Annotated in this window: 2 protein-coding genes; one reads left to right on the top strand and one right to left on the bottom strand. The window is 71.9% G+C overall.

What is annotated here, in order from left to right; all coding sequences use genetic code 11:
- A partial coding sequence (locus ITI46_RS33880; RefSeq protein ID WP_209243802.1) for an ATP-binding protein occupies nt 1-2089 on the top strand: 2089 nt, incomplete at its 5' end.
- Between the two features lie 28 nt (nt 2090-2117).
- Here ITI46_RS33880 and ITI46_RS33875 read toward each other — a convergent pair.
- A partial coding sequence (locus ITI46_RS33875) for an RICIN domain-containing protein (RefSeq protein WP_209243800.1) occupies nt 2118-3210 on the bottom strand: 1093 nt, incomplete at its 5' end.

Below are 3210 nucleotides of genomic sequence, written 5' to 3'. Positions count from 1 at the left end.
TCCCTCTCCCCCTCCCCCGGCCGCCGCGGCCGCCCGTCCGGCGCAGTTGCCCGCCGATCTTCCGGTCTTCACCGGCAGGGGAGCCGAACTGGCCCGGACTCACGCGCTGCTGCCCGCCGAGGGACAGCTGCCGACTGCCGTGGTGATCAGCGCGATCGGCGGTATGGCGGGTGTCGGCAAAACCACGCTGGCGGTGCACTGGGCGCACCAGATCGCCCATCTCTTCCCCGACGGCCAGCTGTTCGTCAATCTGCGCGGCTTCGACCCGACCGGCTCGGCCATGCCGCCGGACGAGGCGGTCCACACGTTTCTGGACGCGCTCGGCGTCCCGCCGGGGCAGATGCCGAGCCGCCCCGAGGCGCGCGCCGCGCTGTACCGGAGTCTGCTCGCCGACCGGCGGGTGCTGCTTCTGCTGGACAATGCCCGGGACCCCGAGCAGGTACGGCCGCTGCTGCCCTCCGGGCCCGGCTGTCTGGCCATCGTCACCAGCCGCAGTCAGCTCACCGGCCTGATCGCCGGCGACGGGGCGCATCCGCTGACGCTCAACCCGCTGACGCCCGCCGAGGCCCGGGACTTCCTGGCCCGTCGGCTCGGCGCCGACAGGCTCGCCGCCGCCCCTGAAGCGGCGGACGAGATCATCGCGCGCTGTGCCCGGCTGCCGCTGGCTCTGGCCATCGTCGCGGCGCGGGCCGCAACCCACCCCGACTTCCCGCTGCACGCCGTCGCCGCCGAGCTGCGCGACAGCCATGGCAGCCTCGACGCCTTCGCGGGCGGCGACATCAGTACGGATGTGCGGGCGGTGTTCTCCTGGTCGTACCACGCGCTGTCGGCACCGGCAGCGCGGCTGTTCCAGCTGCTGGCCGCCCACCCGGGTCCCGACATCTCGGCGCCGGCGGTGGCAGCGCTGGCGGGGCTGACACTGCGCGAGACGCGCGGTCCGCTCGGCGAGCTCACCCACGCGCACCTGCTCACCGAGCACTTCCCCGGCCGCTACGCCTTCCACGATCTGCTGCGCGTCTACGCCGCCGAACGCGCCCGCTGCGAGGAGTCGGCAGCGGACCGGGAGCAGGCTCTCGAGCGGGTCCTCACCTGGTATCTGCACACCGCCGACGCCGCCTCCCGCTTCATCACCCCGGAGCGCCCGCGTGTCCCGCTCGTCCCGTTGCCCGAGGACTGCCGGCCTCTCGAATTCACCACCTACGACGGGGCGCTGGACTGGTGCACGGCCGAACGTGCCAATCTCGTCGCCGCGGTCGACCACGCTGCCTCGCACGGGCAGTCCGGCCTCGCATGGCGGCTGACGGCGGCGCTGTGGGGGTTCTTCTATCTGCGCAGCCACAGGAACGACTGGGTCTTCACCAACCGGACGAGCCTGGCGGCCGCCCGCCGCGACCACGACCGGCTGGGCGAGGCCGAAAGTCTCACCGGCCTCGCCAACGCCCTCACCCATGCGGGCAGTTTCGACGACGCCGTCGACCACTACAACCAGGCGCTGCCGCTCTGGCAGGAGCTCGGCGACGAGCAGGGCGCCTCTCGGGTCACCGGCAATCTCGGCGACGTCTGCCTGCGGGCCGGGCGGATCGAAGAGGCCATCGGGCATCTGCTGCACACCTTGGAGGCCGACCGCACTCGCGGCCACCGCTGGGGCGAGGGCATCTGCCTGAACAACCTGGGCGAGGCGTACTTGCGGCTCGGGCGGCTGGACGAGGCGCGGGAGTATCTGGAGCAGGCGCTGGTCGTCCAGCGCGCCACCGACAACCGCTGGGTCGAGGGCATCACGCTGGACTTCCTGGGCACCGTCTACCACCGGCTCGACCGCCACGACGACGCCGTCGAGCACTATCACCGGGCGCTGGAGGCGCATCGGGACGTCGGTAACCGGTGGGGCGAGGCCCACACCCTCAGCCACCACGCCGATGTCCGGATGGCAGTCGGCGAACTGGACACCGCCCGTGCGGGCTGGCGCCAGGCGCTGCGCCTGCTGGAGGAGTTCAACCACCCGGACGCGGAAGAGATCCGTGACAAGCTGCGCGGCCTCGACGGCTCACTCGACGGCTCACTCGCCGACGCGCAGCACGCCGCCGAGTGAGCCGTTGAACTCTCCGCGCGGCGCCGGTTCACGGCTTGCTCAGGCGCCATTGGCGGATGCCGCCGTCGCAGCCGGTGATCGACAGTGCGCCGTTCGCCTTCTTGGCGCCGGCCACGCTGAGGCACAGGTTGCCGCTGGAATGGTTGCGGATCGCGAACGTTCCGTCGGACCGCTTGTCGAGCCACCACAGCTGGTTGTCGTTGGCGCCGCGGCAGTGGTATTCGGTCACCGGTGAGTTGGCCGGTACGGGGTCGTAACCGGGCAGGTCCAGGCAGAGGTTGTCCTTGACGTTGCGGATCAGATAGAGGTCGGTGTGCTTGGGTCCTGCGTCCTTGCGCTGCAGGTCCAGTTCCCACCGCTGGTTGCCGCCCTTGAACGCGTACGACGTATCGCAGGCGCCCTGCTGGACCCGGCCGTCCGGCTTGCCCTTTCCGGTGCCGGGCAGGTCCATGCACAGTCCGGTCCCGTGGTTCCTGACCGTGATCACTCCGGACGGGATCACGCCGCCGGCCGCGTCCACGCCGTCGTCGCTGTCGCCGCTGCCGGAGCCTTTCTCGTCCGACCCGGAGGAACCCTTGTCGGACTCGGAGGGAGAAGGCTTGGGCTTGTCGTCGGCTTCCTTGTCCTTGTCTTTGTCCTCGTCCTTGTCCTTGTCGGACGGGCTGGGCGAGGGGGACCCGGAGGGATATCCGGGGTGGGACGGTCGCAGCGTCTCCGACGGGTCGCCCTTGGCGTCGTCCTTGGTGCCCGCGGCGTGGTTCTTCCGGCTCGCGCCGCTGTCCTTGTCGTCGCCCCCGGCGCCCGCCAGCGCGATGGGGGTCGTGATGAGCGTCGCCAGAGCCACAGCCGCGGTGGCGATGGCCCACGGCTTCTTGAGCAGGCTGCTCGCCACGAACTCCTCGTCAGAGCCGCGCGCCCCCTTGTTCGCGGGCGACCGCGTCCCCTTGTCCGCCGCACCTGACGACCGCCGGGCGAGCGACGGCCGCGGAAGCGACGAGGCCGACAGCCTGGAAGTGGAGGGACGCGGGGTCGGCGGCACGGCGCCCCGGGTCTTGCCCTGGCCGGGCGCGCCCTGAGGCGGCGCACCGGCCTGCCCTGGTACGCCGGTCGCCGCCTCAGGG

It is taken from the genome of Streptomyces oryzae, assembly GCF_017676365.1.
Classification (GTDB): Bacteria; Actinomycetota; Actinomycetes; order Streptomycetales; family Streptomycetaceae; genus Streptomyces; species Streptomyces oryzae.
This window is presented reverse-complemented; position numbering and strand designations above follow the sequence as displayed.